We start from the raw sequence: 26,432 nt of genomic DNA on the forward strand, positions 1-26,432 counted from the left end.
TGGTATATAGATACCAATGAGCCTGTCTTTAGTTTATTCCCCCCCATGAGGTTTTACGATGGATATCGTTCTCCAGCAGCTGGTTAATGGGTTAACACTTGGTTCTGTTTATGGACTTATTGCGATCGGTTATACAATGGTATATGGCATTATTGGGATGATTAACTTCGCCCATGGCGATGTTTACATGGTCTCGGCTTATCTCACCGCTATCGCGATTGCATTACTTACTTTTTTTGGCGTGCAATCTTTTCCTTTCATACTGATTGGCACGTTGATTTTTACAATTATTGTCACGGGGGCGTATGGTTGGGTGATCGAGCGGGTGGCATATCGTCCACTGCGCAATTCAAGCCGTCTTTCTGTTCTGATTTCTGCAATTGGTATGTCGTTAATTTTACAAAACTATGTGCAATTGAGTCAGGGCCCTAATCAACAGGGTGTACCAACGTTATTGTCTGGAGCCATTCGTTTTCATGTTGGTGATGGCTTTGTTCAAATTACTTATATGAAAATATTGATTTTGTTGATTGCCTTTGCCGGCATGGGGGTTTTGACTTACATCATTCAGAAAACCAAGTTGGGGCGCATGTGTCGTGCGACGCAACAAGATAGAAAAATGGCGTCGATTTTAGGGATTGATACTGACAAAGTGATTTCTTCCGTGTTCGTCATTGGCTCTTCTATGGCCGCCTTAGCCGGTGTTTTGGTGACCTTGGATTATGGTTCGTTTGATTTCTATATCGGCTTTATTATGGGGATCAAAGCCTTTACTGCTGCGGTACTTGGTGGCATTGGATCATTACCTGGCGCCATGCTTGGGGGCATAATTCTTGGGTTGTCCGAATCCTTATTTGCAGGCTTAATCAGCTCTGACTATAAGGATGTGTTTTCTTTCTCTCTACTTGTGCTTATTTTGATTATTCGCCCAAGTGGTCTTCTTGGTAAACCTGCCGTGGAGAAAGTGTAAATGACTCAGACTGATATTAGTTACAAAAAAAGTGGGACTGATGCCATTATCGCAGCGTTGATGGCACTGGTGGTTTTCGGACCCATCATGGGGATCGTTCTCAATGGTTACCAATTTAAGCTGAGCTTTGATCGAGTATTCGTGATTGTTGCGATTGTGTTTGTTGGGCGTTTTTTGATGTCGACTTTCTTTCAAACGCATCGTGGCAAGATGATGGCATTTCGTTATACCAATAATAACGATGGTGTGACTGTCTTACCCCCAAATCATAAATCCCAAATGGTTTGGATTATTCCACTAGTGATGGTCATTGGCCTTTTAGTGCCCTTCATTGCTTCCAAGTATGTGCTCACGATTGTTATTTTGGGGTTGATTTATGTCTTACTGGGGCTGGGTCTTAATATCGTTGTGGGGCTGGCAGGTTTATTGGACTTAGGCTTCGTGGGGTTCTATGCCATTGGCGCCTATGGTTTGGCGCTAGGGTATAATCATCTCGGCTTGGGATTTTGGTCTATGTTGCCAATTGCAGCGATTTTAGCTGCGTGTGCTGGGGCAATTTTGGGTTTCCCTGTGCTTCGAATGCACGGTGATTATCTTGCGATTGTTACGCTTGGTTTCGGTGAGATTATTCGTCTTGTACTCACCAACTGGCAGTCATTTACCCATGGGCCAAATGGTATCACAGCCCCTGCGCCGACTTTATTTGGTTTGGAATTTAAGCGGCGTTCTGCCCATGGCGAAACCTTTCATGAGTTCTTTAATGTACCTTATGATTCTGCTCATAAGTACATGTTTGTCTATTTAGTCTTGTTTGTCGTTGTGTGGGCGGTGTTGTTTATCAAACATCGTTTAGTCAAGATGCCCATTGGCCGAGCTTGGGAAGCCTTGCGTGAAGATGAGATTGCTTGTCGTTCGCTAGGCCTTAATCATGTGTTAGTGAAATTGTCTGCGTTTATGATGGGGGCTGCGATAGCCGGTATTGCTGGTGTGTTCTTTGCAACTTATCAAGGCTTTATTAACCCCACTTCATTTACCTTCTTCGAATCTGCTCTGATTCTTGCCATCGTCGTTCTTGGCGGGATGGGGTCAACGGTAGGTGTGGTGATTGCTGCGTTCTGTTTAACGGTATTGCCTGAGCTACTAAGGGAAGTGGCGCAATATCGTATTTTGTTATTCGGAATTTTGATGGTCGTCATGATGATTTGGAAACCTCGTGGTCTTGTTCGTGTCACTCGACGTGGCTTTGCTCGAAAAGAAGGGGTGGTGAAATGAGCCAAGAGAACATCTTAACTGTAGAAAACTTGGTCATGCACTTTGGTGGCATCAAGGCCCTTAATGATGTGACGTTTAATATAAAACGTGGTTCGGTATCGGCTTTAATTGGGCCAAATGGTGCTGGGAAAACAACAGTGTTCAATTGTCTGACTGGCTTTTATAAAGCAACGGGTGGACACATTATGTTGTCAGCAAATAGCAAAGACACCAGTGTCATTAAAGTGTTGGGCGAGCCATTTAAGGTAACTGACTTTATCTCCCCTGTCGCTTTTTATCAGCGTTTAAAATATAAAATGTTTGGTGGTTCGCATTTGGTGAACCGTGCCGGATTGTCACGGACTTTCCAGAATATTCGCTTATTTAAAGAAATGTCCGTGGTAGAAAACCTATTAGTTGCTCAGCATATGCGAGCGAATCGAAACCTTTTAGCTGGTATTTTCAATACCTCTTCTTATAAAAGATCAGAAGATGAAGCGTTAGAGCGAGCTTTTTATTGGTTGGGTGTAGTGGATTTGACCGAGTTTGCTAATCGCTTGGCGGGTGAGTTGTCTTATGGTCAGCAGCGCCGTTTAGAAATTGCGCGTGCGATGTGTACCAATCCAGAAATTATTTGTTTGGATGAGCCCGCAGCGGGGTTGAACCCTTCAGAAACAGAGGCGTTGACCAAAATGATACGCGTACTGCGCGATCAGCATAATACGACAGTGTTACTGATTGAGCATGATATGGGTATGGTCATGGATATCTCGGACTATATTGTGGTACTGGATCATGGTGAAGTGATTGCTAAAGGGAATCCAGATGACATTAAGAATAATCCTAAAGTCATTGCGGCGTATCTTGGCGCAGAAGAAGGTGAGGAGGTGACCCTATGACAACCTTGATGGAGTTTAAAGAGGTTGATGTCCATTACGGTCCAATCCAAGCATTAAAGAAAGTGTCGCTAACGGTGACGGAAGGGGAAATTGTCACCTTAATTGGTGCCAACGGAGCAGGTAAGTCAACTTTATTAATGTCTATTTTCGGCCAACCTCGCATTTCATCAGGAGAAATTGTCTATCGAGGTGAGGATATTTCGCAGAAAAGCGCGCACTATGTGGCGTCTCATGGATTGGCCCAGTCTCCGGAAGGACGTCGCATTTTTCCTGGCATGTCGGTAGAAGAGAACCTGTTAATGGGGACGATTCCCATTGGCATGGAGCACGCGGAGAAAGATATGCAGCATATGTTTGAGCTGTTTCCTCGACTGAAAGAGCGTCGCAACCAGCGGGCGTCAACCATGTCGGGTGGTGAACAGCAAATGCTGGCTATTGCTCGTGCCCTGATGAGTCGTCCTAAGCTGCTATTATTAGATGAACCAAGTTTGGGACTCGCGCCGATTATTGTTAAGCAAATTTTTAAAATTTTGGAAGATGTTGCCAGCACTGGGATGACTATCTTTCTTGTTGAGCAAAATGCGAACCATGCTTTAAAACTTGCTGACCGCGGTTATGTAATGGTAAATGGAGAAATTCGTTTAACTGGTACAGGCCAAGAGTTGCTAGTGAACCCAGAAGTACGTGAGGCTTACTTAGGCGGCCATTGATCCATTATGTAAGGGTCTAACGTTGGTTATCAACAAAAACAGTGGGCTTATTGTATAAGTCCACTGTTTTTTCTATCGATGTTCTCAGGTAAAGCTGGGTTAAGAAGTTTGGCGTTTATTAAAGATAAGCCCTCGTATTCCCATATTGGTTATTTCGCTATGAAATGCTTCTGAACAATATGTGTGTAACCCAGCATCTTTTACGTGGCATAGACCTGCCTCATTTATCACATCTGATTTTAACACAAGTTTTTTAAATTTTTTTGTTCTATTCACTTTACCATTAGCTCTTAGATTAAAAATAGTTTGCTCTCGATCTATAGCATCAACAGTCTTTAGAGTGTGTATTGCAAACCAATTAGCCTCCCCTACTTTCAAAGGGAGAAATTCACATGAGTTCTTCGTTATTTTTTTTATTATTGGCAGTATTTCTTCTGAGCAGGCGTATTCTCCTGCTCTCCATAAAGCAATATCCGGGAGGCCGTTCTCTAAATTCTGATCGTCATAAAACCATTTCAAATTGAGAGGTGTCCACTTCTTACTAAGAGGTTTTCCATGTAAGTCGAGTAGGTCGCCGGATGTCGCTTGTATCGTTAATTCAAGGCTTACTTCCTCCAGAATAGGAAAGCTCTCAATATCGTATGTGATGCTAAATACTGTAGTGTTGTTATTCATCTTTGATTAGCTCGTGGAGTGGGAATTCGTTGTTTTGTAAGTCTTCTCCGATATCTCTAAGAGTTTCAATGATACCTTGTCTGCCAAGACCTTCAGCTATTGTTTCATTAAGCATAAACTCTACATTTAGGTAGTAAATGTTAGTATGGATTTTTTTATGGGACTTGGCGAGAGGGAACTTTTCATGTGGTATAAATCGAGATGATTTTGGGAGCCAGACCCCATTTGCCTCGTGGTCTATGTCGATTCCCCATGCCGCTAGTCTTAGTCTAGAGCGCTGGGCAGCACCGGATTTTGAAACAGCATTCCAAGGTACTAATATGGTGCGCTTCTACATGGTTAGGCCTTGGTCCACGATTGGCTTTTAGCATATTGCTAGCTAATTTTTCGCTGTGTTTATCATAACTCGTCCAACGAATATTACGAGATAGTTGTAAGTCATCTTGTGAAATCAACCCCTTTTTATATCTTACAGCGTCAATTATCTCCCCTCGGTAATGAATAGCGAAGGAGTAAGCTTGCTTTCTCGCAAAGTCCCTATTACCTGTTTCTTCTAAAATATCTTGTTCAAGCTCTGTTAACTCAACTATATGTTGCTCCGTTTTCATTGCATTCCCTGCTTACTCTGCTGAAAGACAAAGAGTACTTAATTATAAATCAGTTTAAAAGCTTAGAGCGATAGGTCTTGTTCTTATCTGTGTGTAAAAATAACGTTACCCACATACTTGTACCCTATTTAAGGGTAAATTGGCTTTTTTTAATCTTAAGCGCGAAACAGTTTGCCTGTTAATATGTCTTTTACTTGTGAGGGCTGAGTGGCATTCCCAAGGGGGGCATCGTAAATGGCATCAATTCGATTGCCGAAATAATTGTCTACTTCGATGGCACTTATGGCTGGCTCAAGCCCTGCGGGGTTAGCAGATGTAGATACGATAACCCCATTAAAAGCGTCACAAAGAGCCTGTACAGGTTGATGTCGGCAAAGACGAATGGCGACACTTTGATGTTCGCCTCTCACAAACGCAGGAGCAATGCTGGTATCAGGCACAACCCAAGACGTTGGAGTTTCCGTTTGGCTGATGAGACGTTCTGCTGCTTTTTGTTCTAGGGTGTCAGTCCATGGCTTTAAGTGATTGGCGTGCCCACCCACTAGGATCAGTCCTTTTTCCATGGGTCTAGATTTGAGGGTTAAAATCCGCTTGACGGCTTGTTCATTAAATGGGTCGCAGCCGAGTCCCCACACCCCCTCGGTTGGGTAGGCAATGACACCGCCTTGACGAATGATTAAGGCTAAATCTTTTGGTGATGAAATTAACAACATGAAGCGATCACTTACTTTCAATAGGAGTGGTATGACGGTGATGATTCTAGCGGGATTTGACAGCCTAAGCCAGTAACGGGCTCATAACAACGAGCCCGCCATGCTATTCTTTAAGGACAAGCGAATGAAAATGTTTCTTGAGCCGTCTTATTTCAATGCATTGATCTTGTGCTTGATCTCTGAAATTTTGTTCTGCATGACTTTTTCTAAGTGCTCAATCTCGTTAATCAGTTCTTCTCTGGTGACTTTCTCTTCTTTCTGCTTGCCGACAATTTGTTCTAGCTCTTCCATGGCTCTTACGACGATCAGGGAGGGCTCTTGAACTTGTCGGTAGGTTTGCTGACCTCCATCGGCTAAAACGGTTTTGGTAGAGCGACCAAATTTGAACTTTTTACTTTTCGGTAATAAAGAGCCTTTTTCTCGACGATAATAGACTTTTAGTACATCTTGGCTATTCTCGTAGCGCAAAGTAAATTTCTCAATATTCTCCGTACTGCTAATGCCCATGGATTTGAGTGTTGGATAGCTGCTGCTCATCATTGATTCCTTGTGTATGTTTCTTGCTTACCTCAATTAGTATGGGATTGTTTAAGGAAAAGCAAGGTCTAGCCGTGAGAAAGTTGAGCTGACGCAGGGAATCTAACATTCCCTGCGTCTTGTGGTGACTAAGATGGGCAGCGCAGCAATCTTTGCTGATGAGAGTTTCGTCTCTTAATCTTCTTGTTCAGAGTGATCAATGCCTAATTCTTTAATTTTACGGGTCAGGGTGTTGCGCCCCCAACCTAATAATAAAGAGGCATCACGACGGCGGCCTGCAGTATGTGCTAGGGCTGTTTCGATCATAATACGTTCGAACTTTGGTACAATGTCATCTAAAATGCCTTTTTGTCCACTGGCTAAGGCGCTGTCGACAAAATTTTTCAGAGCGTCTTCCCAGGAACCAAACGGCTGTTCACTTGGGATAGAGGCCAAAAGCTCGGGCGGCAGATCTTCTACCAGCACTTCTCTACCTGAAGCCATGACAATGATCCAGCGACAGGTGTTTTCTAGTTGTCGAACATTACCGGGCCACTCTAATCGAGTGAGATAGTTCTCTGTTTCTTTAGAGAGAAACTTCGGTTCGACAGCCAGTTCTTCAGCAGCGCGATTTAAGAAGTGACGAGCCAGTTTTGGAATGTCCTCACGACGCTCTGCTAATTTGGGTAAGTGAACGCGAATAACATTGAGACGATGAAATAAGTCCTCTCGGAATGAGCCTTTTGTGACTAAGCCCTCAAGGTTTTGGTGTGTCGCAGCAATGATACGTACGTCTACTTTGACAGGCGTATGACCACCAACGCGATAGAATTCACCGTCTGCTAACACCCGCAATAAGCGAGTTTGCGTTTCTGCTGGCATGTCGCCAATTTCATCTAAGAAAAGGGTGCCGCCATTGGCCTGCTCGAAGCGTCCACGTCGTTGAGTATTTGCACCAGTAAAGGCCCCTTTTTCATGACCAAATAACTCGGACTCGATTAAATCGTGAGGAATGGCTGCCATGTTTAGGGCGATAAAAGGATTAGCGGCGCGTGGGCTATGACGATGTAAGGCTTGAGCGACCAATTCTTTACCCGTACCAGATTCCCCATTAATCAAGACGGTGATATTGGAATTTGCTAGGCGACCAATGGCCCTGAAGACTTCCTGCATGGCCGGTGCTTCACCGATGATCTCTTTATCGACTTGTGCTTCGATTTCAGCGACTTCTGTTTCATCTAAGCTGGGCATCGATTTACGATGGTGTAAGATAGCGCGTTTAACAAGACTAACTGCTTCTTCTACATCAAAGGGCTTGGGAAGGTACTCAAAGGCGCCACCTTGATAAGACGCCACCGCACTTTCTAAATCTGAATGCGCTGTCATGATGATAACAGGTAAGTAAGGGTGTTCTTTTTGTAATTTCTCCAGCAGTGCTAATCCATCCATACCTGGCATTCGGATATCACTGATGATAGCGCTAGGCTGCTCTTGGCTAAGCATTTTGACAAGATTGTCGGCGGAGTCGAAAAGTTGACATTGGATGCCTTCTTGTTCAAGTGTCTTCTCTAAGACCCAGCGTATGGATCTGTCATCGTCAACAATCCATACCGTCTCTTGTTGTGTCATGGGTTCGTCTCCTTATCTTGAGATGATGTCTCGATAGGTATCAAGACATTAAATTCTGTTCTTTGTGGCTGGCTGTTGCATTCGATGATGCCGTTATGTTGATGAATGACCGACTGGGAAATCGAAAGCCCAAGCCCCGTTCCGTCGGCTCGTCCGCTAACCATGGGGTAAAAAAGTGTTTTCATAATGTGCTCAGGGATACCTGGTCCATTATCAATAATGCTCACTTTACAGACGAGGCGATGACGGTTGGCCCCTATAGTAAATTGGCGAAGAGCTCGAGTGACTATTTTAATCTCCTTATGCAAGTTGTCTTCTTGCTCTAAAAGAACTTGCATAGCGTTACGAGAGACATTGAGCATGGCTTGAATCAGTTGAGATTCATCACCGATGATATCGGGAATGCTTGGGTCATAGTCACGAACCAGTTCAATCTGGCCATCCGATTCCACCAAAATGAGTTGTTTAATTCGCTCTAGTACTCGGTGAATATTCAATGGTGCTTTTTGGGGAAGCTGGCGTGGTCCGAGCAAACGATCCACTAAATCCCTAAGTCGGTCAGATTCTTCAATAATGACTTGTGTATAGTCTTTAAGTGCTTCGTCAGTAAAGGCTCGGCTGATCAATTGTGCGGCGCCACGAATACCGCCGAGTGGATTTTTTATTTCATGGGCTAAGCCGCGAACCAATTCTTTGCTTGATTGGTGGTTCGCAATTAGTTCATCTTCTTGGGAGATACGCTTCATGCGGTCACGGGGATAAAACTCAATCAACAAGCTGTCTGTGGTATTCATGGTGCCAGTAATAGGTGTCACCGTATAATCACAGAATAGTTTTTTTCCGTTAGCACGCTCGACTTCGGCATCCCGTTTAGTAAAAGGATGACCTGATTCAATGGCAGCATACAAAGAAGCGATGCTTTCTTCGTTTTCATGAAAAGCCGCTCCGATATCTTGGCCGTATATACGTCGACGACTAACCGCCAGTAACATTTCAGCTGCCGGGTTTAAATATTCAATACCTAGCTCGCGGTTAACTTGAACCACGGCGGTCGATAAGTGGTCTATTAATAAACTATACACTTGGGTGCCTCTCTATTGAATCTTATTATGTGCAAAATACGAACCAACATTGGGCAAATAAATAAAGCCAGTTTATATAGGCTTTGCTTGCATGAGTTCAGTTAGCTGCACCATTTTAGTGCCAAGCGAGTTGTCTGGTTTATTTTAGCGCAAAAAAAAGCCCCGATATAAGGCGGGGCTTTTTTATTAAAAACTTGCTGAGTTTTTATTGGCTACAATGCTTATACACTGTAGTAAAGTTCGAACTCAACTGGGTGCGTTGTCATTGATACGCGAAGAGCTTCCTCTGTCTTAAGATCGATGTATGCATCGATCATATCGTCAGAGAATACGCCACCTTGAGTTAGGAACTCACGATCTTCATCTAGGCACTTAAGTGCTTCTTCTAGACTGCCTGCCACTTGTGGGATAGCCAATGCTTCTTCAGCAGGAAGATCATATAAATCTTTGTCTGCTGCATCGCCAGGGTGAATTTTGTTTTTCACACCGTCAAGGCCTGCCATCAACATAGCAGCGAAGGCTAGGTATGGGTTAGCGGTTGGATCAGGGAAGCGTGCTTCAATACGCTTACCTTTAGGGCTTGCCACATACGGGATACGGATAGAAGCTGAACGGTTACGAGCGGAGTAAGCAAGCATAACAGGTGCTTCAAAGCCAGGAACAAGACGCTTGTAAGAGTTAGTAGATGCGTTGGTAAACGCATTCAATGCTTTAGCGTGCTTGATGATACCGCCAATGTAATAAAGAGCGGTTTCAGATAGACCTGCATATTGGTCACCAGCGAATTGGTTAACGCCATCTTTCCAGAAAGATTGGTGAACGTGCATACCAGAGCCGTTGTCGCCAACGATTGGTTTAGGCATGAACGTTGCTGTTTTGCCGTATGCATGGGCAACGTTGTGTACGCAGTACTTAAGGATTTGTACTTCGTCTGCCTTTTTAACCATGGTGTTGAATTTTACACCAATTTCGTTTTGGCCAGCTGTCGCTACTTCGTGGTGATGAACTTCAATGGCTAGGCCCATAGATTCCATCGCGCCGCACATTGCCGCACGTAGGTCATGATGGGAGTCAACAGGTGGAACAGGGAAGTAGCCGCCTTTTACACTCGGGCGGTGGCCCATGTTGCCGCCTTCGAATTTTTTATTAGACGCCCAAGCGGCTTCTTCTGCATTGATTTCAACAGAACAGCCAGACATATCTGCTTTCCAGCGAACATCGTCAAATACAAAGAATTCTGGCTCAGGACCAAAGAAAGCGGTATCACCAAGGCCAGTAGATTTTAGGAATTCTTCGGCACGAAGTGCAACAGAACGAGGGTCACGATCATAGCCTTGCATGGTAGAAGGTTCGATAATGTTACAACGAACAATGATAGTTGCTTCTTCAGTAAAAGGATCGATTAGAGCCGTATCATCTTGTGGCATCATGATCATGTCTGATTCGTTAATGCCTTTCCAGCCAGCAATGGATGAACCATCAAACATTTGACCGTTTTCAAAAAACTCTTCGTCGATCGAAGGTGCTGGAATAGACACATGCTGCTCTTTACCGCGGAAATCAGTAAAGCGAAGGTCAACCCACTTCGCGTCGTGCTCAGCAATCAAATCAAGGGTCTTGTTTGACATAGTTGTTCTCCAATTTAATTTAAACAATAAAGTATTCGACTTTGCGAAAAAGCGTGCTAGCCGTAAAGCACAATGTCCCAATATAAAGCATAACTTATGCCAGAATGTTGGGCATTGTAAAAAAGTCTTTTAAAACATTATCTTAAAAATATTTCTACAAAAAATGCACACTTCTGTAGCCGACAAAAAGACAATACAGTAAATAAACGAACCAATACAGTGCGTAAAAAAGTATTTTTGCTTTATTGTGGTGCGAAAATGTCGGTTTTCGTTGTCGGTATCTTTTATTATACTGTGCGCCTTTTTTAACCATCTGGTATGCGTTGCAATTCCTATGAAATTTATTGTTAAGTTCTTTCCTGAAATCACTATAAAAAGTCGTCCAGTGAGAAAGGCGTTTGTTAAACAACTTCGTCACAATATGAGGTTGGTTCTGAAAAAGCATGATGCTGATGTCGTTGTGGCGGGTAATTGGGATTTCATCGAAGTGCTTTCTGAAAAGGATGAGCTGCGAGAGGACTTTACCGTTGCTCTGTCGAATATAGCAGGTATTGCGCATTTTCAGTTTGTTCGTGAGTTTTCATTTACTGATTTAGATGGCATTGTTGAAGAGGCTATGGTGTCTTACGGTGAAATGTTAAAAGATGCTGTTTTTGCCGTTCGTGTTAAACGGGTTGGTCATCATGATTTCACTTCAGTAGAAGCCGAACGTTACATTGGTGGCTGTCTAAAAGCCCGCAGTGGTGCTTTAGCGGTGCGTTTGAAAAACCCTGAAGTGCTGGTGCCTATTGATATTCGCGATCAACGCGTGTGGATGATTGAGCAGCGTGTAGAGGGCTTGGGAGGGTACCCACTGGGTTCCCAAGACTCAGTATTGTCTCTTATGTCTGGGGGATATGACTCCACTGTCAGTTCTTTTATGACAATGAGTCGAGGCCTAAAAACCCACTTTTGTTTTTTCAACCTAGGTGGCGATGCCCACGAAATTGGTGTGAAGCAAGTCTCCAACTTTATTTGGGAAAAGTACGGCTCAGGCCTGAATGTTAAATTTGTTACAGTCCCTTTTGAAGCGGTGGTGGGGGAAATACTGACTAAAGTGGATAATGCTGAGATGGGGGTTATTCTTAAGCGTATGATGCTCAGGGCTGCTTCTAAAGTCATGGAAGGCGTCGGGGCGAAGGCACTAGTAACCGGTGAGAGCGTTGCGCAAGTCTCTAGTCAGACCTTGATTAACTTGAAAGTCATTGATCAAGTGACAGAAGAGTTGGTGATACGTCCGTTGATTACCACCAATAAGCAAGTAATTATTGATAAAGCCATTGAAATTGGCACTGCGCCCTTTGCTGCCAGTATGCCTGAATTCTGTGGTGTGATTTCCGTCAACCCGACCACTCGAGCCCGTATGCACCGAGTCGAACGAGAAGAAAGTAAGTTTGATTTTGCTGTGCTGGATAAAGCGGTGGAAGAGGCTCAAGTTATGTCTATCCAAAATGTAATGGATGACGTGGCAAAGCAGTATCAAGGTGAGGTTCCTGTCGTACGTATGCCTGTTGGTGATGAAGTAATTGTGGATATTCGTCATCCGGATGAAGCGGCGAAGCGTCCTCTGAAAGTCAGCGGCCGTCCAGTTAAGGTGATCCCTTTCTTTGCGTTAGACTCTAGCTGGCATGAATTAGACCAAGAAACAATGCATCTGCTTTATTGTGGTAAAGGCGTCATGAGCCGTATTCATGCTTCCTATTTATTAGGCAAAGGTCGAACTAACGTAGGGATTTATTTACCTTAATCCCAGAGTCTGAATATAAAATTAGCCTTGCAGTTGGAGGGCTTTGTACAAATGCAAAGCCTTCGATGTGATTGTCCTGCTGATTTTATGAATGGCAGTAGTTTGAATAAACAGTCATTACACTGACATAAAATTGATGCAAGATGGTCACAATAGGTTTGAGATAGAGTCGCTTTTTATTTCAGATGGATTGTGTCTAAGGCACAAATATTTTATTGCGCACAGATTGGCCTTGATTAATTATTGTGACTTTTTTTGTCTCTTTAATGGGATATTGATCAATATAAGGGTACAATTGCGCGAATTTTACCCCGCACCAAGATCCGACGCGCTTGAATAGCATAATAGCCCAAGCCAAGCGGCGGTGTATCTTCTTGCTTACGCTTAATGCAGAGAACTATAAATGTCTAATGATATCAAAAAGTTACGTAACGTAGCTATTATCGCCCACGTTGACCATGGTAAAACGACTTTGGTTGATCAACTTCTAAGCCAATCTGGTACGCTTGATCGTAAAGACCTTGGTTCAGAACGAATTATGGACTCCAACGACCAAGAGAAAGAACGTGGTATTACCATTTTGGCGAAAAATACGTCAATTATGTGGAACGATTATCGTATCAATATTGTGGATACACCTGGACACGCTGACTTCGGTGGTGAAGTAGAGCGTGTATTGTCCATGGTAGACTCTGTGTTGTTGTTGGTTGATGCGGTTGATGGCCCTATGCCACAAACTCGCTTTGTAACCTCTAAAGCGTTTGAGCGTGGTCTTCGCCCTATCGTTGTTATCAACAAAATTGACCGTCCTGGTGCGCGTCCTGATTGGGTTATGGATCAAGTGTTTGACTTGTTCGATAGCCTTGGCGCTTCAGAAGAACAACTTGATTTCCCTGTTATCTATGCGTCTGCTATCAATGGTATCTCTGGTAACGACCCAGAAAGCATGGCAGAAGATATGACGCCGCTTTACCAAATGATCGTCGATAGTGTGCCTGTTCCTGATGTTGATCCAGAAGGCATGTTCCAAATGCAAGTTTCTGCATTGGATTACGATGCTTATGTTGGTGTTATCGGTGTTGGCCGTATTACTCGCGGTAGCTTGTCACCTAACCAGCAAGTTATTGTTAAATCAGCGGATGGCAAAGAGCGTAAAGGTAAGGTTCTAAACGTGAAGGGCTACCATGGTCTTGCGCGCGTAGACACAGACAAGGCATCTGCTGGTGATATTGTGTGTATCACAGGTATCGATGGCCTAAGTATCTCTGACACTCTATGTAATCCAGAGTGTGTTGAGGCGCTTCCTGCATTAACTGTTGATGAGCCAACGGTTAGCATGACTTTCATGGTGAACGATTCGCCGTTTGCAGGTAAAGAAGGTAAATTTGTTACCTCTCGAAACATTAAAGATCGTCTAGATCAGGAGCTGATCCACAACGTGGCATTGCGTGTTCGTCAAGGTGACACACCAGATAAGTTTATCGTGTCTGGTCGTGGTGAGTTGCACTTATCTGTATTGATCGAGAACATGCGTCGTGAAGGTTTTGAGCTGGGTGTGTCTCGTCCCGAAGTCGTTCAAAAAGAAGTGGATGGTAAAATCCAAGAGCCTTACGAACAAGTGGTCATTGACGTAGAAGAGCAGCATCAAGGTGCGGTGATGGAAGAGCTTGGCTTGCGTAAAGCTGAGTTAACAAACATGGAGCCCGATGGTAAAGGTCGTGTACGTCTTGAGTTCATGACACCTTCTCGTGGCTTGATTGGTTTCCGTGGCTTGTTCCTAACGCTAACGTCTGGTTCTGGTATTATGACGAGTGTTTTCGACCATTACGGTCCTGTGAAGGATGGTGACGTTCGTGGCCGTCAAAATGGTGTGTTGATCAGTATGTTGACTGGTAAAACAGCGGCTTATGCACTGTTTAACTTGCAAAGCCGTGGTCGTATGTTCTTGGGCCATGCGGTTGAAATTTACGAAGGCCAAGTTATCGGAATTCACTCTCGTGACAACGATCTATCTGTTAACCCTGTTAAGGGTAAGCAGTTGACCAACGTACGTGCATCTGGTACGGATGAAGCCTTGACCTTGACACCACCTATTCGTCATACACTTGAGCAGGCGCTTGAGTTTATCGAAGACGATGAGTTGGTCGAAGTAACACCAGAAAGCATTCGTATTCGTAAGAAGTTCCTAACGGAAAACGAGCGTAAACGTGCTGGTCGTAAGTAATAGCGGTTATTGAGTGGCGTATTGCGTCGCTTTATAGAGCAGCAGCAAATGGGTTTATGCAAATAAATCTGTGAGCGAGCAGAAGCGCCTTCGGGCGCTTTTGTTTTTTCTAGACTTTGTTAAAGTCATACGACTCATTTAGTGGGGGGAGCGAGGAAAGAAAGCATGAAAGTATTAGTGCAAAGGGCGTTAAATGCCAAAGTGGTGATTGAGGGGGAAGTGGTAGGTGCCATTGATCACGGACAGCTCGTATTGGTAGGAATTGAAAAAGGCGATACAGAAGCTGATACTCAAAGGTTGGCTGATAAACTGTTGAAATATCGTATGTTTAGCGATGGTGATGGCAAGATGAATCTGAATGTTCAGCAAGTGGGTGGTGGCGTATTGCTGGTGTCACAATTTACTTTAGCAGCTGAAACTAAGAAGGGATTGCGGCCAGGTTTTTCCACAGCCGCTGTGCCTACAGAAGGGGAGCGTTTGTTTAATGATTTTGTGGAAAAAGTGCGTGCTCAGTATGACTGTGTTGAAACAGGGCGCTTTGGTGCGGATATGAAAGTGTCTTTTACCAATGACGGCCCCGTCACTTTTTTATTGAATTAAGTGTTTATGCTCGATTAAGGGCGTTGAGAATTAGTTGTTCAGCGTCTGATACACATGATAAGCACTGGCAACATCGGCGAGCGCCGTGCCAACAGACTTAAATAAGGTAATTTGGCTATTACTCTTTCGCCCTTGTACTTTACCTGAACAGAGTTCAGCCAACTCGCCCTTTATGTGCGATTCATCGATACTGCCTTCTTTGAGTGGAATTAAAATCTCTCCTGCCTCGTTTAAGACGTTTAATCGACTGTCAACAATGACGTGGGACATCTTTATGGTGGCCGTATCGCATTCTCGACAGTGCGTGTGATGATTTCCCACCAAATCAATGTGTGTGCCTGCAGCCAGACTAACGCTCTTAAATAGCGGGGTAGGGCTGCCTGTGGCGCAACTGATGATATCCGCTTGAGTGATAACATCTTCAACATTATCGCAGATGTCAACGTTAAGGTCGGGGCGCGCGGTTTGAATAAGGGCTTGAACCTTGCTGCTCTTTTCTTCTGAGCGCCCATGGATGAAAATATGCTGGATGGGGCGAACGCTGGCATGTGCTAACGCCATATAAGGTGCGAGTTCACCTGTTCCGAAGAGTAAAAGTGTGCTGGCATCTTTGCGAGCCAGTAGGCTGGAGGCTAATGCGGAGACCGCAGCGGTTCGCCAATACGTTAAGCTGGTGCCATCGACAAGAGCGATAGGGCTCCCTGTCTTTCTGTCGAATAACAGTACCTGAGCCGCCACGGTTAAACGGCCTTGATTGGGGTTGTCGGGGTAATGGGTAAAAGACTTAACGCCAACCACATCCTTTGTCCACGCTGGTAAAACAGCAAAGGTGTCGTGTTTTTCGGCTGTGCCGTCAGGAAGCGAGTACACTTGTCGTTGTGGCATGCCAAATTCACTGCGAAAGGCGAGTGCCAGAGCGGGGATCAATTCTTCGAACGATAATGTTTGTTGAACCTCTTCGGCCCCAATGGTTTTCATGTCGCTTCCTTCTTTTGACTGCGTAAAGTACAGGGTAAAGAAGAGTTTGCTAAAGGTCTAGATTCTTCGAGCAAAGAGTTGGCAGGATGCCGGCAAGCACCCTGTTTCATTACCTTGATAGGAGATTCAAGGCTTAATTGGTTTCCGTTGCTTCTTCTGCTTCATTGTCAACAACGACTTTGACCGTTCGACCAGCTAATAATCCCATTTCAAATAGCATCCACATTGGTACCGCTAATAGTGTTTGGGAGAAAATGTCAGGCGGTGTCAGTAACATGCCAATCACAAAGCAGCCAAGAATGATATAAGGGCGTTTTTTGGAGAGCTTTTCAACCGTTGTTATCCCTGCTTTGATGAGCAAATAGGTTGCAACAGGAATCTCAAAGGTGATACCAAAGGCAAAAAAGAGCTTCAAAACAAAGTTAAGGTAGTTGTTAATGTCTGTCATGACTCGAACATCGCTCGGCCCTACGCTGGTAAAGAAACCAAAAATTAAGGGTAATACCACGTAGTAGGCAAAGAGAACGCCCGCGTAAAATAAGATGACGCTAGAAATCAGCAGTGGAATCGCAACGGTTTTTTCATTCTTGTAAAGCGCGGGAGCAATAAAAGACCACGCCTGGTATAGAGTAAAAGGGATGGAAATTAACACGGAAATGGCAAAGGTCAGTTTCAGTGGTGCGAGAAAAGGAGAAGCCACCTCGGTCGCAATCAGTGTACTTCCTTTGGGGAGTAGCATACGTAGCGGTTCAGATACGATTAAGTACAGGTCATTGGCGAAGTAATAAAGTCCAAGGAAAATAACCAATATTACTATGATGGATTTAAGTAGGCGATTACGTAGCTCAATTAAATGAGCGACCAGCGGTGCTTGATCGTGAGAATCTGTGCTCATAAAGGGTATACAATCCGCAAGTTAATTAAGAACGAGTTGACTCTGTAGTACTGGCTTTTTCTTTTGTATTGGCTGTTGAAGAATGAGCCTCTTTTAATATTGAATCACCTTGCTGTTCTTCGGCTGTTGACGGAGAGGCAGCTGACGTCGCAGAGGCTGGGTCGTTGAAGCCCGTTTGTAGCTCTGCCAAGGTTTCTTTTGTTTTGGCTTCAATATTTTGCTCAGCCACGACGATTCCTTCTTGAGGAGGGAGTTTGTTCTCCTCTGACATGACGGATGCTTTCGAGGAGGAGTCCTCTTCCTCTATAGGCAATTTATCACCAGAAAGAATGGCGTTTTGGACGTCCTCACCCTCTTTTTTAATGCGCTGATTGGTTTGTTCTATCTTGCGGGCGAGTTCTTCCTGATCAAGTTGGGCATTAATCTCGCGCTGTACAGCGTTAATGCTGCGTCGAATTTTGCGAATCCACAAGCCAGCCGTCTTTGCTGCAATAGGCAATCGTTCAGGGCCAAGAACAATCAAGGCCACGACGAATACCACCAGTAATTCAGAAAAACCAATGTCGAACAAAGTTAGGCGCTCTTATCGTCTTTTTTCGCTTCGGATTCAATGACTTTGCTTTGTGTTTGCTTGTCGCTTTCATCCTCTTCTTTGTTAACAGCTTCTTTAAAGCCCTTAACGGCGCTACCTAGATCTGAGCCTAGATTTTTCAGTTTTTTAGTACCAAAGATCAGTACTAAAATCGCTAAGACAATCAGTAATTGCCAAATACTAACACCACCTAACATTTCGTTCTCCTAATTGCGATTGGCCTTTTCTTCTAAGCCGGATAAATCAAAGCGTCGTGCAAGCTCATCTAATATGGCGTCCGGCCCTAAATCCAAGTGAGATAACATGACAAGGGTATGAAACCATAGATCGGCCGTTTCATAGATAAGGTCGCTTTTATCTCCTGAAAGGACAGCATCTTTTGCTGCGATAATGGTTTCTGTGCTTTCTTCACCCACCTTCTCAAGGATTTTATTTAACCCTTTGGAGTGAAGGCTGGCAACATAAGATGAGTCCGCGTTAGCAGATTTTCGCTGCTCTAGTGTTGCTGCAAGTTCTGCCAGTACGTTGGTGTGCATTATAACCTCTCGAATGTTACGGCTTTAATACTAGTAAGTATAACCCCGCAGCAAACAGTAACATACTGAATATATCCGCGGTTTGTAATCTTTGCAATGATTCTGGGTCAGATATAAACCAAGCGGCTCCTAAGCTGACCAGTCCTAGTAGCTTGAATGGTAGGCCACGATTGGCTTGGTTTACTTCTTTTGTGAGAGCTTCTATCGCATGGGTTTGTTGTGTCATGAGTTCTTCCTGCTTCGAAATTTGTGTTAAAGCAGAAAAAATAAGGTTTGGTAACTTTGGAAATTGGCCAGCCCATTCTGGGGCCTGTTTACGAACTTCTTCTATCATACGTTTAGGGCCCATTTGTTGGCGCATCCAGCGCTCCAAAAACGGCTTGGCCGTCACCCAAAGGTCTAAGTCTGGATAGAGTTGTCGGCCTAATCCTTCAATATTGAGTAGGGTTTTCTCCAATAGAACCAACTGAGGTTGGACTTCCATATTAAAGCGGCGAGCCGTCTGAAATAAACCAATGAGTACTTGTCCAAAAGAAATATCTTTAAGAGGTTTGGCAAACATGGGTTCACAGACGCTGCGAATGGCCGACTCAAAGGCGTGTACCGGTGTTTCTTTTGGAACCCAACCACTTTCAACGTGTAACTGGGCTACCATGCGGTAATCTCGTTGGAAGAAGGCTAATAAGTTACGTGCCAAATAGTTTTTGTCTGCATCATCCAAACTGCCCATAATAGCGCAGTCAATGGCGATATACTTAGGCTGCAATGGGTTGGTAGCGTCGACAAAAATATTACCGGGGTGCATGTCCGCGTGAAAAAAACTGTGTGAAAAAACTTGTGTGAAGAAAATCTCGACACCCCGCTCAGCAAGCGATTTCATATCGACCTCTGCAGCATTGAGGGCGTCAATATCTGCCACGGGAATACCGGAAATACGCTCCATGACCATGACATTTTTATGGCAATAATCCCAGTAAACTTGGGGTACATAAAGTAAATCTGAGTCTGTGAAGTTACGCTGTAACAAACCCGTATTGGCGGCTTCTTTTGCAAGGTCTAACTCATCTAAAATGGTGTACTCGTAATCAGTAACCACTTCAACTGGGCGTAAACGACGCCCATCTGAACTGCTTTTCGCGATAAAGTGAGCAAGTGAATAAAGCAATCTAATGTCTTGGCGAATGGTTTTTTCAATGCCAGGGCGGATAACTTTAACAACGACGTCTTCACCAGAATGAAGTTTGGCAGTATGTACTTGCGCGATGGAGGCGGATGCTAAGGGGGCCGCCGAGAATTCAGCAAACAGTTCGCTAACAGGGGCTTTTAAGTCTCTTTCTATGATGCTTTGGGCCAGCTGGCCAGAAAATGCAGGGACTTTATCCTGTAATCGTGCCAACTCATCGGCTAAATCATCGTCGAGTAAATCACGTCGAGTCGACAGGATTTGCCCAAATTTAACAAAAATTGGGCCTAAAGACTCCAAGGCAAGACGCAGGCGTTCTCCACGATTTCTGATGGCGCGTTGGCGTCCCAAGGAAAAAAAAGGGCCAACGGTATAGCGAAGATACCAAGGCAGCTTATCGAATGGGATAAGGGCGTCAAGGCGGAAGCGCAGCACAGTGAAAATGATGCGAGTTAAACGAAAGGCGCTTCTGAACATATTAGAATTTAAATCCTTTGTGTAAGGCGACAATGCCACCGGTCAGGTTTTGGTAGCTGGTTCGCTCAAAGCCTACCTCGTCCATCATGCCTTTTAGCGTTTCTTGATCAGGGTGCATACGAATAGACTCCGCCAAATAGCGATAGCTTTCAGAATCATTGGCAATGACTTTGCCCATGAGGGGGAGAAGGCGGAAAGAGTATTGATCATAGATTGCCGATAAAGATTGTGATTCTGGTTTTGAAAACTCTAATACTAACAAGCGGCCACCAGGCTTCAGCACACGGTACATAGAGGCCAATGCTTTGGATTTGTCTGTCACATTACGAAGACCAAAAGCAATGGTGATGCAATCAAAGGTATCATCGGGAAAAGGCAGCTCTTCGGCATTGGCTTGGACAAACTGTACATTACCAACAACGCCCTTATTAACGAGCTTATCGCGACCAACTTTTAACATAGAATCGTTAATGTCGGCAAGAATGACTTGCCCTTGGCTTCCTACCAAACGAGAAAATTGTAAGGTTAAATCGCCTGTGCCACCTGCGATGTCTAGTACTTTATTGCCAGCGCGTACACCTGATTGGCTGATGGTGTGACGTTTCCAAATGCGATGAATGCCACCAGACATCAAATCATTCATAATGTCGTATTTTGCGGCGACGGAGTGAAATACATTGGCGACGGCTTTTACTTTTTCATCTTTGGGGATTTCTTTAAAGCCAAAGTCGGTGGTTTTTTGTTGATCGTCTTGCATAAATTACTTCATCCTAGAGGCGACATATTGCGCCAATCTATTTATCTACTGCTGCGTTGTTAACTATTGTAACTGTGTGCGGCGACCTCTGGTACTGGTTTATTCTTTTGTTTGATCAACTTTTACAATATTGCGGCCAGCTTGTTTGGCAATATAGAGTTGTTTGTCTGCCCTTTCAAACAGTGAATCGTGATCTTCGGTTACTCGGTGACATGCCATGCCTATCGATATGGTAATGGTGATAGGCGCTCCATTCACGTTAAAAGGTGCGCTTTCGACAGCTGCACGTATTGTTTCGGCTTTATGGATGGCTTCTTGTTCATTCGAATTGACAAATAAGGCAACAAACTCCTCCCCACCGTAGCGGAATATCATGTCTTTATTGGACAGTGAGTTGAGCAGTTGTCTAGTCACTAAACGTAAGACTTTGTCTCCAGCTTGATGACCCCAAGTGTCGTTGACTTGTTTAAAGTGGTCAATATCACAGACGGCTAAGAAGAGTTTTTTTCCACTTTTCTTTGACGATTGAACCAGAGGCAAGATGGAATCTTGGTAAGCGGCACGGTTGGGTAAATTGGTAAGTGCATCAGTCATCGCCTGAGCCAGTTTCTCTTGCAGTTTAGTGCGCATGGAAGAGGCTTCTTTTTCCATCTGATCTACTTTGCTTTTTAATGAGATAATGGACTGATGGGTTTCTTTTTCCAGTAGCATCATTTGTTGTTTGTAATCGACCATGGTGGTTGTCATGGCTTTCATGCGTGTGTCGATGAGCTCTTTTAGTTCATTTAGATCGGTGGCGCTTTGGGTGGCAAGGTTGGTGTCACTCACCTGCTTTTCTAACTTCACGTTTAATCCATCTCGGTTTTCGATCAACGTTTTTTGGCTTTTATAGTGGCTAACAATGGAAGTGTTCATACTGGCCAACTGCTGATTGAGTTCATTTAAATAGTTGGTTAGTCCTTCCTGAGTTTTACCCGTACTGATGATAATTAGGTTGATAACTTCATCAAGTAAATCTGGCAACTGCTGTAAGTCATTGCTGTTGGCCAATACTTCTCGTAAGGCAATAATTTGTTCGTCATACTCATGACTTAAGGATAAGTTGGTCAGCAAGCTGGATAGGGTATGGCTAATTTGAGCCATGATTTCCTGACTGTTCTGGGTGTCTTGTTGCTTCTTTGTACGATGAAACAATCGTTTAATAAGGGATTGTTTACTGCTTTCTTCCGTTGTTTCTAAACTCAGTGTTGTTTTAGCAAGTGCTAGGTAACTACTAAAAAGATAAGGCCAAGATGGTGGTGATTGCCAATGTAAGCGAATAAGTGACTCAAGTGCTTTTTTCTCGCTGCTGGGGAGTCTTTTTTTATGATTTACTTCGAGTAAGTCAATTAAATCATGGAGTGTTTCTCTAACTTGTTTTGCTCGGTTTAGGTGTGTTTCTTCACTGTTTAATAAGTGTGGTTCGGCGGCGCTGAGCATGGCTTGTATTTTGTCAGCATCCGCTCCTTTAGTAATGTTTTGACGTATTTGACGAATGACAGAATCTACTTCAGGGTCATTGCCTTCGGCTAGTAGGCTGATTCTTGATATCGCCTTGCGCAATGCACCTATTAATTTGTCCTGAGCAGATTCTGTCATATTCCCTCACTAAACGAGAAACAATCTAAGTAGACTGTTATTGCATTTTATCGTGTTCTTTTTCTATCAAGTAATTGACTACTTTGTAGATGTTATCGTTACCGCCGGCCGTTTCAGCATCGACTAAATATTTGCCGTTTACTACAAGAGTAGGAGTTCCTTGAACACCATAGCCGCGAATACGTGCATCGGCCTGAGCAAGACGACTTTGAACGGCAAACGAGTTAAATTGCTTTTTAAATTCTGCTTCACTGACACCGTAGTGTGTGAAGAATTTTGCTAGAGAGTCTTCTGTATTGAGTCGTCTGTGATCGACATGGATCGCATTGTATAAGTCTGAGTGTAATTTATTTTCGATGCCTAGCAACTTGGCAACGTAAAATGCTTTGGCATGGTTAAGCCAACCACGACCAAAGACAGCGGGTAAGTACTGAAAATCCACATAGTTTGGAATGGTTTTTTTCCACTCTTGGGTGTAGGGCTCTAAACGAAAACAGTGTGGACAACCAAACCAAAAAACCTCTACGACTTGTACTTTGTGAGGGTCGTTAGTGGGAACCGGATTAGCGATGGTGGTATAGCCATGGCCGTCGCTATAATCTTGAGCCAAAGCCGTTAGAGGAAATAGCAAGCAGAAAAGAAGGGCTGAGAACAGCTTTTTCATTGATAACTCCTAGTGGTAATGTTTGATAGCGTTGTGATAATGCACAAATTGTCGATATTATTCGATATGTTTCCTATCACTAAGTTCGATCATTCCAGCAAGTTTACAGAAAACTTACAAGCATAAAACCTAATAAAAGGCTGTTTTCTTCTCTTTTGATTCAACACAAGGTTTATCTGGCTTTGAGTCCTGCTAAGTAGCTGGAAACCGCATCGATTTGTCGATTGTTGAGTTTCTGGGCGATGGACTGCATTTCATTATTAGGGTCGTTGTGTCGCAAACCTTGTTGGAAAGCGCGTAGCTGACTGGCGGTATACGTTGCAAATTGGCCGTTTAGAGCAGGGTAGCGAGCAGAATTAATGCCGCGTCCAGCCGGGCCATGGCATGCAGAACAAGCGGGAATGGCTCTGCTGGGGTCGCCAAAGCGGAAGAGTTGCTCGCCTTGTTCAACTAAGTCTGGTTTGGCTTTACCTATCTTTATGGTTTGATGAGCAAAGTACGCCGCAATATCGGAAAGATCTTGTTGAGTTAGGGCGTTGAGCTGGCCAGTCATTTGGGGGACAACTCGTTTTCCCGACTGAATATCTTGCAGCTGTTTTAATAAATAGTTTTCTTGCTGGCCTGCCAGTTTAGGAAAGAGGTTAATGGTGCTGTTTCCGTCCTGTCCGTGGCAAGCTGCACAGGTAGTGGTGAGAGATTTGCCTGCAATGGGGTCGCCTTGGGCGAGAACCAGTGGGGAAATGACAAAAAGTAATAAGCTGGTGAATAGAGCTTTGATCATGTAGCAACCTTTTTGGGTAGTAGCTCTTAAATAATTAAATAGTGTCTGTTTAGTAGTAGCCTAATAATCGTTGCTCTGATAAAGAGAGATCTGACTGTTTTCTTCGCTTGCTAACTTCTACAGTCTTCTAACTAACCCTCAGTGCCCACTAAAAAAGTGTAATTTGTTAGAATAAGCTGACTAAACGTGGTAAACCGAGCGATTCACAGGCATTATATACAACCGACGAATAAACGTGAACGCTAAATTCTACTGACGAATACCAACTTATGACCCCTTTTGACTCTATTTTCCAATCCGCTCACTTTATTAAGAGTGCCGAGAAACTTTCACAGTGCCCATTAGATCAAGGGATTGAAGTTGCGTTTGCTGGTCGCTCTAATGCGGGGAAGTCCACCGCTTTGAATACGTTGACGAATCAAAAAAAGTTGGCACGTACATCCAAAACTCCCGGTCGAACTCAGTTGATTAACTGTTTTGGTTTGAACCTAGAAGATCGCCGTTTGATTGATTTGCCAGGTTATGGTTTTGCGAAAGTGCCAATTGAAATGAAAAAAGTTTGGCAAGCGCACATGCAAGATTATTTGATGAATCGTCGTTCTTTGGCGGGGGTCATCTTAGTGATGGATATCCGACATCCCCTAAAAGAATTTGATGAAATGATGTTGAATTGGGCGAAGGCAAATAATATGCGAGTGCATGTGCTGCTCACTAAATCAGACAAGCTTAAACGAGGCCCAGCAAAATCAGCTAAGTTGCAAGTGGAAAGAACCCTAAAAGAGCGTGGTGTTGATGGTAGTGCGCAAACCTTTTCGGCATTAAGCGGGGATGGTGTTGATGATCTGCGGATAAAACTAGCAGACTGGTTGGTGTTTGATAATCTGGACGATATTCCTATCTCCCCAAATGCGTAACCGAACACTTTAATTCGCAGATGATTTCTTGTGGGTTATTGTTTTTGAGAAGCGCTTATCTCGAAGAATGAAAACGAAAAAAAACGCCCCGAGAGGCGTTTTTTTTCGGACTTAATGACGTTTATTGCTGCTGCAAATATGCGGTAAGGAATGTATCAAAGTCCACTTCATCACTCTCTTCAATCTGTTTTTGTTCCATTAGAGAGTCAGAGGCTTGCTGCGCAAAGCGTTGCGATAACTCATGGCTAAGTGGCGTCTTTAACCAAGTTGATTGTTGTTGGTTCGCTAATGAAAGCATTGCAGACTGGTATCCCTTATGCTCTTCACATTGTTGAATCAGTTTTTGAGAGGGAAGTTGAGAGAGGTTGCTGAGCTTGCTGAGCTGTACTTCAATGGCAGACATATAGGCATCATTACCTGTGTTCTCAGATAAGAAAGTCGCGACATGACGAAGCTCTTCTAACAGGGTGCGGATTTTTTCTTTTAGCAATACAGGGCCTTGGCCAAAATCAAACAGATGTTCGGCATCTCTCCCATGTACCGCGATATCTTGCTGAGCAAGGCGAAGGGCATGGCATTCTTCTGCATTGAGTTGCTCGTCGTTGTTCAACATACAGTACAGCAAAAAAGTATCAAGGAAATATAGCGTCGAGGCTTGCATGCCAATGCTGGAGTTAGGGTCAATATCCATGATACGAACTTCTATGTACTCAACCCCTCGGGCCTGTAACGCCTCGCTAGGGTGCTCCCCAGGTTGTGTCACCCGTTTGGGTCGAATGTCACTGTAGTATTCATTTTCAATTTGTAGCAAGTTGCTATTAAGTTGTTTGTATGTTCCCTCTACTTTTACACCAATCTCTTCATAGCGTTGATAGGGGGTTTTTAGGGCTTTTTTGATGGTGCTGATGTAGGTGCTAACTTCGTTATAACACACATATAAGTCGGCTTGTGCTTTATTCTGGTAGCCTAGGTCACTCATACGTAGAGACGTGGCTTTGGGGCCAATCCAAGTCTTTGGATCTAATAGAGACAGACTGTTAGGCTTACTTGGTAAGAAGCTGGTATCGATAGCGGGAGAAGCGCCAAATAACCAAGAAAGAATCCAAGAATTACGTCGGAAATTACGAATCAGTGTGAAGTATTGGTCGGACTGGAATTCCTGGTGTTGTTCTGGCGTTAAGTTAGTCTTGCCTTTGTAGTGTTCCAAGAAACGCCAAAATCCCTTATCGAAAGAGAAGTTGTAGTGCATACCTGCGATGCATTGCATGATGCGACCATAGCGATTGGATAACCCTTCACGGTAAATACGCTTGAGTTTGCCTGTGTTAGACTCGCCAAAATAGGCGATGGGAACATCTTCATTGCTCTCTAAGTAACAGGGCATGCTCGCAGGCCAAAGGAACTCGTTATGAGTGTTGAGCTCTTGATTAACAACATGGTGAATGTCTTCTAGTTCGCTGATGACGCCCTCAACGCTCGGGTGAACTTGTGTAATAAATTCCATTAACGCTTCGGAATAGTCCGTCGTAATTGAGGGGTGAGTGAGGGCTGAGCCCAATGCAACGGGATGTGGTTTATGAGAAATCCGCCCTGATGCACGGTCAACACGGAGGGCTTCTCTTTCGACTCCACGATGAAATGTCAGGGCTGAAGAGTCTGCCTGCTGACAGTGTTTCGCCAGCGCATTAAGGGCATTTTTTAGGGTGGTCAAGCAGTCTTCCTTCTA

27 protein-coding genes are annotated in these 26,432 nt (G+C 44.1%); 8 read left to right on the forward strand and 19 right to left on the reverse strand.

The genetic code is table 11. From position 1 onward, the window contains the following. Window positions 1–58 precede the first annotated feature (58 nt). Genes MSP8886_RS03560 through MSP8886_RS03575 form a run of 4 tightly spaced genes read left to right on the forward strand, consistent with a single transcriptional unit; the run spans window position 59 to window position 3,830 of the window. Window positions 59–970: an ABC transporter permease subunit gene (locus MSP8886_RS03560; RefSeq protein WP_067012717.1), complete on the forward strand. Its 912-nt coding sequence runs from the start codon at window positions 59–61 to the stop codon at window positions 968–970. Next, on the forward strand, window positions 971–2,242 hold the full coding sequence (gene livM, locus MSP8886_RS03565) for a high-affinity branched-chain amino acid ABC transporter permease LivM (protein WP_067012719.1): 1,272 nt from the start codon (window positions 971–973) through the stop codon (window positions 2,240–2,242). Beyond that, window positions 2,239–3,120 (forward strand): ABC transporter ATP-binding protein, encoded by an 882-nt coding sequence (locus MSP8886_RS03570; protein ID WP_067012725.1) that lies wholly within the window; start codon window positions 2,239–2,241, stop codon window positions 3,118–3,120. The genes livM and MSP8886_RS03570 overlap by 4 nt, the downstream gene beginning before the upstream one ends. Next, a complete protein-coding gene (locus MSP8886_RS03575; RefSeq protein ID WP_067012727.1) occupies window positions 3,117–3,830 on the forward strand; it encodes an ABC transporter ATP-binding protein in 714 nt (237 codons plus the stop codon). Before MSP8886_RS03570 ends, MSP8886_RS03575 begins: the two co-directional genes overlap by 4 nt. Window positions 3,831–3,929: 99 nt before the next feature. On the opposite strand, the gene MSP8886_RS03580 is transcribed toward MSP8886_RS03575, so the two are convergent. The 8 genes from MSP8886_RS03580 to glnA form a co-directional block, all read right to left on the reverse strand. Then, window positions 3,930–4,505, reverse strand: a complete 576-nt coding sequence (locus MSP8886_RS03580) for an imm11 family protein (protein ID WP_067012728.1) — start codon at window positions 4,503–4,505, stop codon at window positions 3,930–3,932. Continuing rightward, window positions 4,498–4,827 (reverse strand): AHH domain-containing protein, encoded by a 330-nt coding sequence (locus MSP8886_RS22785; RefSeq protein WP_217491325.1) that lies wholly within the window; start codon window positions 4,825–4,827, stop codon window positions 4,498–4,500. Before MSP8886_RS22785 ends, MSP8886_RS03580 begins: the two co-directional genes overlap by 8 nt. Beyond that, entirely contained in the window at window positions 4,775–5,113 is a 339-nt protein-coding gene (locus MSP8886_RS22440; RefSeq protein WP_217491318.1) for a hypothetical protein, read from the reverse strand. Before MSP8886_RS22440 ends, MSP8886_RS22785 begins: the two co-directional genes overlap by 53 nt. Before the next feature lie 155 nt (window positions 5,114–5,268). After that, on the reverse strand, window positions 5,269–5,826 hold the full coding sequence (gene tsaC, locus MSP8886_RS03590) for an L-threonylcarbamoyladenylate synthase type 1 TsaC (protein WP_083200763.1): 558 nt from the start codon (window positions 5,824–5,826) through the stop codon (window positions 5,269–5,271). Between the two features lie 147 nt (window positions 5,827–5,973). Then, the gene (locus MSP8886_RS03595; RefSeq protein WP_067012729.1) at window positions 5,974–6,363 is read right to left on the reverse strand and encodes a DUF3461 family protein; all 390 of its coding nucleotides are present in this window, start codon (window positions 6,361–6,363) and stop codon (window positions 5,974–5,976) included. Between the two features lie 174 nt (window positions 6,364–6,537). Beyond that, window positions 6,538–7,971 carry a nitrogen regulation protein NR(I) gene (ntrC, locus tag MSP8886_RS03600; RefSeq protein WP_067012730.1) on the reverse strand — a complete coding sequence of 478 codons (1,434 nt, stop codon included), beginning with the start codon at window positions 7,969–7,971 and terminating at the stop codon, window positions 6,538–6,540. Further along, complete coding sequence (glnL, locus tag MSP8886_RS03605; protein ID WP_067012732.1) at window positions 7,968–9,053, reverse strand: nitrogen regulation protein NR(II); 1,086 nt, start codon at window positions 9,051–9,053, stop codon at window positions 7,968–7,970. Before glnL ends, ntrC begins: the two co-directional genes overlap by 4 nt. Window positions 9,054–9,274: 221 nt before the next feature. Continuing rightward, complete coding sequence (glnA, locus tag MSP8886_RS03610) at window positions 9,275–10,681, reverse strand: glutamate--ammonia ligase (protein ID WP_067012734.1); 1,407 nt, start codon at window positions 10,679–10,681, stop codon at window positions 9,275–9,277. Window positions 10,682–11,015: 334 nt separating this feature from the next. On the opposite strand from glnA, the gene thiI reads away from it, so the two are divergent. The 3 genes from thiI (at window position 11,016) to dtd (ending at window position 15,291) form a co-directional block, all read left to right on the forward strand. Further along, window positions 11,016–12,467, forward strand: a complete 1,452-nt coding sequence (gene thiI / locus MSP8886_RS03615; protein ID WP_067012737.1) for a tRNA uracil 4-sulfurtransferase ThiI — start codon at window positions 11,016–11,018, stop codon at window positions 12,465–12,467. A 403-nt stretch (window positions 12,468–12,870) separates the two neighbouring features. After that, on the forward strand, window positions 12,871–14,691 hold the full coding sequence (gene typA / locus MSP8886_RS03620) for a translational GTPase TypA (protein WP_067012739.1): 1,821 nt from the start codon (window positions 12,871–12,873) through the stop codon (window positions 14,689–14,691). Window positions 14,692–14,856: 165 nt separating this feature from the next. Then, complete coding sequence (dtd, locus tag MSP8886_RS03625) at window positions 14,857–15,291, forward strand: D-aminoacyl-tRNA deacylase (protein WP_067012741.1); 435 nt, start codon at window positions 14,857–14,859, stop codon at window positions 15,289–15,291. 30 nt (window positions 15,292–15,321) lie between these two features. Here dtd and lhpI read toward each other — a convergent pair whose 3' ends face one another. From lhpI to MSP8886_RS03675, 10 genes are all read right to left on the reverse strand, one after another. Further along, window positions 15,322–16,269, reverse strand: a complete 948-nt coding sequence (lhpI, locus tag MSP8886_RS03630) for a bifunctional Delta(1)-pyrroline-2-carboxylate/Delta(1)-piperideine-2-carboxylate reductase (protein ID WP_067012743.1) — start codon at window positions 16,267–16,269, stop codon at window positions 15,322–15,324. A gap of 133 nt (window positions 16,270–16,402) precedes the next feature. Further along, window positions 16,403–17,164, reverse strand: a complete 762-nt coding sequence (gene tatC / locus MSP8886_RS03635; RefSeq protein ID WP_067012745.1) for a twin-arginine translocase subunit TatC — start codon at window positions 17,162–17,164, stop codon at window positions 16,403–16,405. Window positions 17,165–17,189: 25 nt separating this feature from the next. Beyond that, window positions 17,190–17,735: a Sec-independent protein translocase protein TatB gene (gene tatB, locus MSP8886_RS22515; protein WP_083200765.1), complete on the reverse strand. Its 546-nt coding sequence runs from the start codon at window positions 17,733–17,735 to the stop codon at window positions 17,190–17,192. Window positions 17,736–17,737: 2 nt separating this feature from the next. Continuing rightward, a complete protein-coding gene (gene tatA / locus MSP8886_RS03645; protein ID WP_067012747.1) occupies window positions 17,738–17,953 on the reverse strand; it encodes a Sec-independent protein translocase subunit TatA in 216 nt (71 codons plus the stop codon). 9 nt (window positions 17,954–17,962) lie between these two features. Further along, window positions 17,963–18,292: a phosphoribosyl-ATP diphosphatase gene (locus MSP8886_RS03650; RefSeq protein WP_067012749.1), complete on the reverse strand. Its 330-nt coding sequence runs from the start codon at window positions 18,290–18,292 to the stop codon at window positions 17,963–17,965. 16 nt (window positions 18,293–18,308) lie between these two features. Then, the gene (gene ubiB / locus MSP8886_RS03655) at window positions 18,309–19,952 is read right to left on the reverse strand and encodes a ubiquinone biosynthesis regulatory protein kinase UbiB (protein WP_067012751.1); all 1,644 of its coding nucleotides are present in this window, start codon (window positions 19,950–19,952) and stop codon (window positions 18,309–18,311) included. Between the two features lies 1 nt (window position 19,953). After that, the gene (gene ubiE, locus MSP8886_RS03660) at window positions 19,954–20,709 is read right to left on the reverse strand and encodes a bifunctional demethylmenaquinone methyltransferase/2-methoxy-6-polyprenyl-1,4-benzoquinol methylase UbiE (RefSeq protein ID WP_067012753.1); all 756 of its coding nucleotides are present in this window, start codon (window positions 20,707–20,709) and stop codon (window positions 19,954–19,956) included. A 99-nt stretch (window positions 20,710–20,808) separates the two neighbouring features. Further along, window positions 20,809–22,347 carry a GGDEF domain-containing protein gene (locus MSP8886_RS03665; RefSeq protein ID WP_067012755.1) on the reverse strand — a complete coding sequence of 513 codons (1,539 nt, stop codon included), beginning with the start codon at window positions 22,345–22,347 and terminating at the stop codon, window positions 20,809–20,811. Window positions 22,348–22,384: 37 nt separating this feature from the next. After that, window positions 22,385–23,011 (reverse strand): thiol:disulfide interchange protein DsbA/DsbL, encoded by a 627-nt coding sequence (locus MSP8886_RS03670; protein ID WP_067012757.1) that lies wholly within the window; start codon window positions 23,009–23,011, stop codon window positions 22,385–22,387. Window positions 23,012–23,183: 172 nt separating this feature from the next. Beyond that, window positions 23,184–23,792, reverse strand: a complete 609-nt coding sequence (locus tag MSP8886_RS03675; RefSeq protein WP_067012759.1) for a c-type cytochrome — start codon at window positions 23,790–23,792, stop codon at window positions 23,184–23,186. A gap of 269 nt (window positions 23,793–24,061) precedes the next feature. Here MSP8886_RS03675 and yihA point away from each other — a divergent pair, with 269 nt between their 5' ends. Then, window positions 24,062–24,706, forward strand: a complete 645-nt coding sequence (gene yihA / locus MSP8886_RS03680; protein ID WP_067012761.1) for a ribosome biogenesis GTP-binding protein YihA/YsxC — start codon at window positions 24,062–24,064, stop codon at window positions 24,704–24,706. A gap of 121 nt (window positions 24,707–24,827) precedes the next feature. On the opposite strand, the gene gshA is transcribed toward yihA, so the two are convergent. Further along, on the reverse strand, window positions 24,828–26,417 hold the full coding sequence (gene gshA, locus MSP8886_RS03685; RefSeq protein WP_083200767.1) for a glutamate--cysteine ligase: 1,590 nt from the start codon (window positions 26,415–26,417) through the stop codon (window positions 24,828–24,830). Between the last annotated feature and the right edge of the window lie 15 nt (window positions 26,418–26,432).

The organism is Marinomonas spartinae (assembly GCF_900089775.1).
Lineage (GTDB): Bacteria > Pseudomonadota > Gammaproteobacteria > Pseudomonadales > Marinomonadaceae > Marinomonas > Marinomonas spartinae.

Bases quoted from the DNA above. Each gene is read 5' to 3' on its own strand.
- ubiB (WP_067012751.1), bottom strand. From the start codon at position 19,952: ATGTTCAGAAGCGCCTTTCGTTTAACTCGCATCATTTTCACTGTGCTG.
- tatA (WP_067012747.1), bottom strand. From the start codon at position 17,953: ATGTTAGGTGGTGTTAGTATTTGGCAATTACTGATTGTCTTAGCGATT.
- yihA (WP_067012761.1), top strand. From the start codon at position 24,062: ATGACCCCTTTTGACTCTATTTTCCAATCCGCTCACTTTATTAAGAGT.
- MSP8886_RS03570 (WP_067012725.1), top strand. From the start codon at position 2,239: ATGAGCCAAGAGAACATCTTAACTGTAGAAAACTTGGTCATGCACTTT.
- MSP8886_RS03675 (WP_067012759.1), bottom strand. From the start codon at position 23,792: ATGATCAAAGCTCTATTCACCAGCTTATTACTTTTTGTCATTTCCCCA.
- tsaC (WP_083200763.1), bottom strand. From the start codon at position 5,826: ATGTTGTTAATTTCATCACCAAAAGATTTAGCCTTAATCATTCGTCAA.
- MSP8886_RS03575 (WP_067012727.1), top strand. From the start codon at position 3,117: ATGACAACCTTGATGGAGTTTAAAGAGGTTGATGTCCATTACGGTCCA.
- livM (WP_067012719.1), top strand. From the start codon at position 971: ATGACTCAGACTGATATTAGTTACAAAAAAAGTGGGACTGATGCCATT.
- MSP8886_RS03560 (WP_067012717.1), top strand. From the start codon at position 59: ATGGATATCGTTCTCCAGCAGCTGGTTAATGGGTTAACACTTGGTTCT.
- MSP8886_RS22440 (WP_217491318.1), bottom strand. From the start codon at position 5,113: ATGAAAACGGAGCAACATATAGTTGAGTTAACAGAGCTTGAACAAGAT.
- MSP8886_RS03665 (WP_067012755.1), bottom strand. From the start codon at position 22,347: ATGACAGAATCTGCTCAGGACAAATTAATAGGTGCATTGCGCAAGGCG.
- MSP8886_RS03650 (WP_067012749.1), bottom strand. From the start codon at position 18,292: ATGCACACCAACGTACTGGCAGAACTTGCAGCAACACTAGAGCAGCGA.
- glnA (WP_067012734.1), bottom strand. From the start codon at position 10,681: ATGTCAAACAAGACCCTTGATTTGATTGCTGAGCACGACGCGAAGTGG.
- tatC (WP_067012745.1), bottom strand. From the start codon at position 17,164: ATGAGCACAGATTCTCACGATCAAGCACCGCTGGTCGCTCATTTAATT.
- MSP8886_RS03580 (WP_067012728.1), bottom strand. From the start codon at position 4,505: ATGAATAACAACACTACAGTATTTAGCATCACATACGATATTGAGAGC.
- ntrC (WP_067012730.1), bottom strand. From the start codon at position 7,971: ATGACACAACAAGAGACGGTATGGATTGTTGACGATGACAGATCCATA.
- dtd (WP_067012741.1), top strand. From the start codon at position 14,857: ATGAAAGTATTAGTGCAAAGGGCGTTAAATGCCAAAGTGGTGATTGAG.
- MSP8886_RS03670 (WP_067012757.1), bottom strand. From the start codon at position 23,011: ATGAAAAAGCTGTTCTCAGCCCTTCTTTTCTGCTTGCTATTTCCTCTA.
- MSP8886_RS03595 (WP_067012729.1), bottom strand. From the start codon at position 6,363: ATGAGCAGCAGCTATCCAACACTCAAATCCATGGGCATTAGCAGTACG.
- ubiE (WP_067012753.1), bottom strand. From the start codon at position 20,709: ATGCAAGACGATCAACAAAAAACCACCGACTTTGGCTTTAAAGAAATC.
- typA (WP_067012739.1), top strand. From the start codon at position 12,871: ATGTCTAATGATATCAAAAAGTTACGTAACGTAGCTATTATCGCCCAC.
- thiI (WP_067012737.1), top strand. From the start codon at position 11,016: ATGAAATTTATTGTTAAGTTCTTTCCTGAAATCACTATAAAAAGTCGT.
- lhpI (WP_067012743.1), bottom strand. From the start codon at position 16,269: ATGAAAACCATTGGGGCCGAAGAGGTTCAACAAACATTATCGTTCGAA.